We start from the raw sequence: 6067 nt of genomic DNA on the forward strand, positions 1-6067 counted from the left end.
GCGCCTATGTGCCCGAGCAGAGCATGGAAGAGCAGTGGGACATTCCCGGCCTCGAAAAAGTGCTGCGCGATGAATGGCAGATCGAGCTGCCGCTCAAAGAGTGGCTGGAGTCTGACGAGAACATGACGGATGAGGACGTGCTCGAGCGCGTGCTCGAAGCCGCCGATACCGTTTACTCCGCCAAGGTCGATCTGGTCGGACGCGACAACTTCGCCCAGTTCGAGCGCGTGGTGCTGCTGCAGACCCTCGACCAGCAATGGCGCGAGCATCTGTCGTCACTCGATCATCTTCGCCAGGGCATCCACCTGCGCGGCTATGCGCAAAAGCAGCCCAAGCAGGAATACAAGCGCGAGGCGTTCGAGCTGTTTGGCATGATGCTCGATTCGGTGAAGTCCGAAGTCACCCGCGTGTTGATGACCGTGCAGGTGCAAAGCCCGGAGCAGGCCGAACAAGCCGCCGAGAGCATGGAGCAGCAGGCGCAGCGCATCCACATCAACTTCCAGCATGCCGATGCGGCTTCGGGCATTTCCGTGCTCGACAGCACCGAGGCGGCGCTGGCCGGCATGGCCGTCGCAGGTGGCGCCGCCGCGACATCGCTGCCGGAGAACCCTTACCCCAAGGTCGGCCGCAACGATCCTTGCCCTTGCGGCAGCGGCAAGAAGTACAAGCATTGCCACGGCAAGCTGAGTTGAAGTCTGGTCGCGGGGCCGCAGGCTCCGTGGGGCATTCTGAATGGCGTCACATGGTGGAGAGTTTGTCATGGCGGTGAATCTTCAAGTCCCTGAACCAAGTCGCCTGCACGCCGTTGAAGGCGTTTTGCTGGGCGTTGCCGAGGCGCAGATCCGCAAGCCGGGGCGCAAGGATGTCACCGTGATTCAGATCGCACCCGGCGCCAGCGTGGCGGGGGTGTTCACGCAGAACCGGTTTTGCGCCGCGCCGGTGCAGGTGTGCCGCGAGCATCTGCGAATCACGGGTGGGCAGGACGTGCGCGCTCTGGTCATCAACACCGGCTGCGCCAATGCCGGAACCGGTGCTCTGGGTCTGGCCGACGCGCGGCAGACCTGCGTGGAACTGGCTGGCCTGCTCGACGTGCAGCCCGAGCAGGTGCTGCCGTTTTCCACCGGCGTGATTCTGGAGCCGCTGCCCATGCAGCGCCTGCTCGGCGGCTTGCCCGCCGCAATTGCCGCAGCGCGCAGTGAAGGCTGGCTCGATGCCGCTGCCGCCATCATGACCACCGACACCTTGCCCAAGGCAGCCAGCACGCAGGTGGTGATCGATGGCGTCACCGTGACGCTGAGCGGCGTCAGCAAAGGCGCGGGCATGATCCGCCCGAATATGGCGACGATGCTCGGCTTCATCGCCACGGATTGCGCGGTCGCGCCCGAAGTGCTGCAGCAGCTCACCCGCGCCGCAGCGGACGAATCGTTCAACAGCATCACCATCGATGGCGACACCTCGACCAACGATTCCCTCGTCGTCGTCGCCACGGGCAAGACGGTGCTGCCTGCGATCACCCGTGCTGACAGCCCGCAGGCGCAGGCCTTGCAGGCCGCGCTCACTGCGCTGGCGCAGCAACTCGCCCAGGCCATCGTGCGCGACGGCGAAGGCGCCACCAAGTTCATCAGTGTGCGGGTTGAAGGCGCACGCAACCGCGACGAGGCGCGCTGGGTGGCTTATGCCGTGGCGCATTCGCCTTTGGTGAAAACCGCTTTCTTCGCCAGCGACCCGAATCTGGGCCGCATTCTGGCGGCAGTGGGCTACGCCGGGGTGACCGATCTCGACGTGGAGGGCGTCGATCTCTACCTCGACGACGTGCATGTCGCCACGCGCGGCGGCCGCCATCCCGCTTACCGCGAGGAAGAGGGCCAGCGCGTGATGAAACAGGCCGAGATCACCGTGTGCATCGTGCTGGGCCGAGGCGCGGCGGCGACGACGGTGTGGACCTGCGATCTGTCGCACGACTACGTATCCATCAATGCCGATTACCGCTCCTGAAACCCATGCCGACCCTGCCCGGAACCCGCCGCAAGACGGCCCGCACTCAAGCCCGCGTTGAAGTGGATGCTCCTCTTGCCGATGCACCCATGTCCATTGATCTGAGCGGTCAGCTTGCCGCGCTGTTTCAACGCGCCAACGGCCTGCTCGATCGGCTGGAAACGCTGCTGCCCGCACCATTGTCCGAGCCCGACTGGGCGGCGTCGGTCGCCTTCCGCTGGATCAGCAAGGGCGGGCGCAAGCAGCTGGCGCCAGTGCACAATCTCTCGCCCATCACTTACGACGATCTGATCGGCATCGAAGATCAACGCCGCAAGGTCGAGCGCAATACCCGCCAGTTCGTGCAGGGCAAACCGGCCAACAACGTGCTCATCACCGGCTCGCGCGGCACGGGAAAATCTTCCCTGGTCAAGGCCAGTCTCAACAAGTTCGCGCGCCAAGGGTTGCGTCTCATCGAGGTGGACAAGGCCGATCTGGTCGATCTGCCCGAACTCACCGACCTGCTCGCTGATCGTCCCGAGCGTTTCATCGTGTTCAGCGACGATCTGTCGTTCGAGGAAGGCGAGCCGGGCTACAAGGCGCTCAAGTCGGTGCTCGACGGCTCGGTCAGCGCCACGGCGGACAACGTGCTGATCTACGCCACCTCCAACCGGCGGCATCTCATGCCCGAGTATCTGCAGGAGAACCTGAGCTACAAGCATCTCGAGAATGGCGAGATCCACCCCGGCGAGGTGGTGGAGGAAAAAATTTCTCTGTCCGAGCGCTTCGGGCTCTGGGTGAGTTTCTATCCCTACAGCCAAGACGACTATCTGCGCATCACCGAGCATTGGTTGCGCGCGTTCGGCGTGGCCGACAAGCAGTTGGACAAAGCCTTGCAGGAGTCGCTGGTCTGGGCGCTGGAGCGCGGCTCCCGGTCTGGCCGCGTGGCCTGGCAGTTCGCCCGCGATTGGGCAGGGCGCGGCGGGAAGTGAATCCGCCCCCGTCTCAGCGCACGCCCGTTGCGGTGGCGGTCGGGCTGATGGTGCGCGCAGACGGCGCCTTTCTCATGGCTTCGCGCCCCGAGGGCAAGCCCTATGCGGGTTACTGGGAGTTTCCAGGAGGCAAGCTGGAAGTCGGCGAGTCTTTGCCGGACGCGCTGGTGCGGGAGTTTGAAGAAGAACTTGGGGTGCGCGTGCGTGAGGCCCAGTTCTGGCGCAGCCTGCGCGTGGACTATCCCCATGCCCTGGTCGATCTGCAGTTCTGCCGCATCACCGCGTGGGACGGCGAACCTCAGGGCCGCGAGGGCCAGCAACTATCGTGGCAGACACTGCCGGTCACGCTCAGCCCGGTGCTGCCCGGCGCCTTGCCGGTGTTGGAGTGGCTGGAGCAGGAGCGGGGCTGAGCGCGGCGCACGGCTCAGTGTGTGCCCCGTTGGGCGCTCAGTAGCGCGCTCAGTGGGGCTGGCCCCGGTTCTGCGGGTTGCTGCGTTCGAGTTCTTGTTCCAGCGCGTCTATATCAGCGGCGTCGGGCTTGGCCTGCACGCGATAGCTCTCGCTGGCCCAGGCGCCGAAATCAATCGACTTGCAGCGCTCGCTGCAAAACGGGCGCCAGGGATTGCTCAGGCTGTAAACGGTGAGTGTGCCGCATTGCGGGCATCGCACTTTGGGCCGTGAGGTGGGAGAAGAGTCTGAGTCCATGGCAAGTTTCAAGGACAATCAAGGACGGTCAAGGACAAAGGGTCATGTCGAAAGGCACTTCATCCGTACTGGGTGTTATGCGCCAATCGGCGTCGGGTTGCATGAAGCGCACCGACACCATGAGCCGGTGGCCGGTGATTTCCGGGATCAGGCCCAGAGCGCCGTCGATGCGAAGTCGCAGCAGTTGATACGTCTTGCCCGCGAGTTGTTGCTGGTAGGCGCCGTTGACGGCCTGGATCTTGCGCGTACTACCGGCGTCGCGCAGCAGACGCAGCAGCAGTTCGATGCTGATGGCCAGCGGAGCGAAGGCTTGCAGCCATTGCGCCAGATTGCTCTGGCGCTGTTGCTGCGGCAAATGCTGCCAGGCGTAATAGGCGGGCAGGTCAAACTCGCAGGTGCCGCCGGGAATGCCCGCCCGGCTGCGGATCGCCATGAGCCATTCGTTGTCCTGCAGGCCCTGGCCCGCGCGGCCCTGCTGCTGACCGAGCGCCTGGTAGGCCTGATCGAGTTCGCCGAGTACGGTATCAAGCACTGATTCGGCTACCGCAGGGTTGCCGCGATAGCCGATGAAGGTCTGCCGCTGGCGTTCGAGTTCTTTGAGGATTTCAGACTTGAGATCCTGGCGGCTTGCGACGTCCATGATCTCGAACAGGGTGATCAGCGCGAAATGGTGATGCTCCGGCAGGGCGCTTTGCTGCAGCACATCGACCCGGCGGAACAGATGTTCCAGCCTGAGCAGGGTGCGCACGCGTTCGTGCAGGGGGTATTCGTACAGAATCACGGACCGATCCAGTTGGGTGCCGCAAGGGCTCAGGCCCTGCGCGGTTGATATTGGTTTTGTCGTCAGCGGGAGATGTGGCGGCTGCCCGCATTGTCCTGCAAGCCGCGACCGAACTCAATTTTTGTGCACAAGTCGCAAATACTGCGCATGCAGCAAGTCGACCTGACCGGTCAGGCTCTGCAGATCGCCGCTGTTGTCGATCACCTCATCGGCCACTGCCAGACGCTGCGCGCGCGTGGCCTGTGCCGCAAGAATGGCGTTGATCGTGGCAACATCCAGACCCGAGCGCGCTTGCACCCGCGCGATCTGCATCTCGGCGGGACAATCGACCACACACAGACGGTCGATCTGCGGCCGCCAGCGCGCCAGATTTTCGACCAGCAGGGGCACGACGAAAACGAGGTAAGCGCCTTCCCGTTTGAAGGAAGCCTTGCGCATGGCCGCGCCGATGCGAGGATGCAGGATGGATTCGAGCTGCGCGCGAGCTTGTGGGTCGCCAAACACCCGTTGGCGCATGGCGGCGCGGTCGAGCGCGCCGCTGGCATCACAGATTTTCTCGCCGAAGGCCTCGATAAGCGCTGGCATGGCAGCGCCCCCGGTGGCGGTGAGCTGGTGGGCCAGTACGTCGGCATCGACTATGGCGGCCCCGAGCGCGGCAAACCGATCGGCCGCTGCCGACTTCCCCGAGCCGATGCCGCCCGTCAGGCCAATGCGCAGGCGGGGTGCCCGGTTCACTGTACTACCCTCCTCGCTACGCTCGACTCCCCCAGGGAGTTGAGCGCTCCTTCGGAGCGGCCGTGCGGAGCGCTCATGCCCCGGAGCTGGGGAGCAGCAGTGCCACCAGGGTGTTCGGCCCGATCAGCAGCAACAAAATGCCGGCGGCGGCAAGAAACGGCCCGAAAGGAATCGGGCGTCCGCGCTCCGTCAGTTTGAGCAACTGCAAGGTGATGCCGATCACCGCGCCGCAGATGCTGGACAGCAGAATGATGGGCAGCAGCGCGGCGACGCCAAACCAGGCGCCGAGAGCAGCCAGCAGCTTGAAGTCGCCAAACCCCATGCCCTCCTTGCCGGTCAACAGCTTGAAGCCTTGGTAGACCGTCCAGAGCGCGAGGTAGCCGATAACCGCACCCCACACCGCGCTGGAAAGCAGCTCCGGGTGCAGCCAGGCGTGCCACAGCAAGCCGAGCCACAACAGAGGCAGGGTGATGCTGTCGGGCAGCAGCGTGGTGTCGAAATCGATCAAGGCCAGGGTGATGAGCGCCCAAAGCAGGACGATGTAGGCCAGGCTGTCCCCGCTCGCGCCCCAGCGCACGACCACCGCCGCGGTCAGCAGCGCCGTGATCAGTTCGACCAGCGGATAGCGCGGCGAAATCGTCGTGTGACAACTTGAGCAGCGCCCGCGGAGGAACAGATAGCTGAGTACCGGAATGTTCTCCCACCACTGGATCTGATGACCGCAGGACGGACAGCGCGAACGCGGCGCGATGAGATCGAATCGTTCGGCCGGCTGGGTTTGAACGTCCGGATGAAGCGTGGCGTGGGCGTCCGCCTGCCACTGCCGCTCCATCATCACCGGCAGACGGTAAATGACCACATTCAGAAAGCTGCCCACCGC

The 6067-nt window shown here is 64.4% G+C and carries 8 protein-coding genes; 4 read left to right on the forward strand and 4 right to left on the reverse strand.

Features of this window, described 5'->3' with window-relative positions; translation table 11 throughout:
- The 4 genes from AC2VLV_RS08645 to AC2VLV_RS08660 form a co-directional block, all read left to right on the forward strand.
- Nucleotides 1-692: SEC-C metal-binding domain-containing protein (locus AC2VLV_RS08645; protein ID WP_486989602.1), on the forward strand; the 692-nt coding region annotated here is incomplete at its 5' end.
- A gap of 67 nt (nt 693-759) precedes the next feature.
- A complete protein-coding gene (gene argJ, locus AC2VLV_RS08650) occupies nt 760-1995 on the forward strand; it encodes a bifunctional glutamate N-acetyltransferase/amino-acid acetyltransferase ArgJ (protein ID WP_486989603.1) in 1236 nt (411 codons plus the stop codon).
- Between the two features lie 89 nt (nt 1996-2084).
- Nucleotides 2085-2966: an ATP-binding protein gene (locus AC2VLV_RS08655; RefSeq protein WP_486989604.1), complete on the forward strand. Its 882-nt coding sequence runs from the start codon at nt 2085-2087 to the stop codon at nt 2964-2966.
- Nucleotides 2963-3376, forward strand: a complete 414-nt coding sequence (locus AC2VLV_RS08660) for an NUDIX domain-containing protein (RefSeq protein WP_486989605.1) — start codon at nt 2963-2965, stop codon at nt 3374-3376. The genes AC2VLV_RS08655 and AC2VLV_RS08660 overlap by 4 nt, the downstream gene beginning before the upstream one ends.
- Nucleotides 3377-3425: 49 nt before the next feature.
- Here the strand turns inward: AC2VLV_RS08660 and AC2VLV_RS08665 are convergent, their stop codons facing one another.
- The 4 genes from AC2VLV_RS08665 to AC2VLV_RS08680 form a co-directional block, all read right to left on the reverse strand.
- On the reverse strand, nt 3426-3671 hold the full coding sequence (locus tag AC2VLV_RS08665) for a DNA gyrase inhibitor YacG (RefSeq protein ID WP_486989606.1): 246 nt from the start codon (nt 3669-3671) through the stop codon (nt 3426-3428).
- Nucleotides 3672-3699: 28 nt separating this feature from the next.
- Nucleotides 3700-4452, reverse strand: coding sequence for a cell division protein ZapD (gene zapD / locus AC2VLV_RS08670; RefSeq protein ID WP_486989607.1), 753 nt, complete (start codon nt 4450-4452; stop codon nt 3700-3702).
- Between the two features lie 114 nt (nt 4453-4566).
- Entirely contained in the window at nt 4567-5187 is a 621-nt protein-coding gene (gene coaE, locus AC2VLV_RS08675; protein ID WP_486989608.1) for a dephospho-CoA kinase, read from the reverse strand.
- 73 nt (nt 5188-5260) lie between these two features.
- A partial coding sequence (locus AC2VLV_RS08680; RefSeq protein WP_486989609.1) for a prepilin peptidase occupies nt 5261-6067 on the reverse strand: 807 nt, incomplete at its 5' end.

It is taken from the genome of Thiomonas sp. TH-17, from assembly GCF_057473305.1.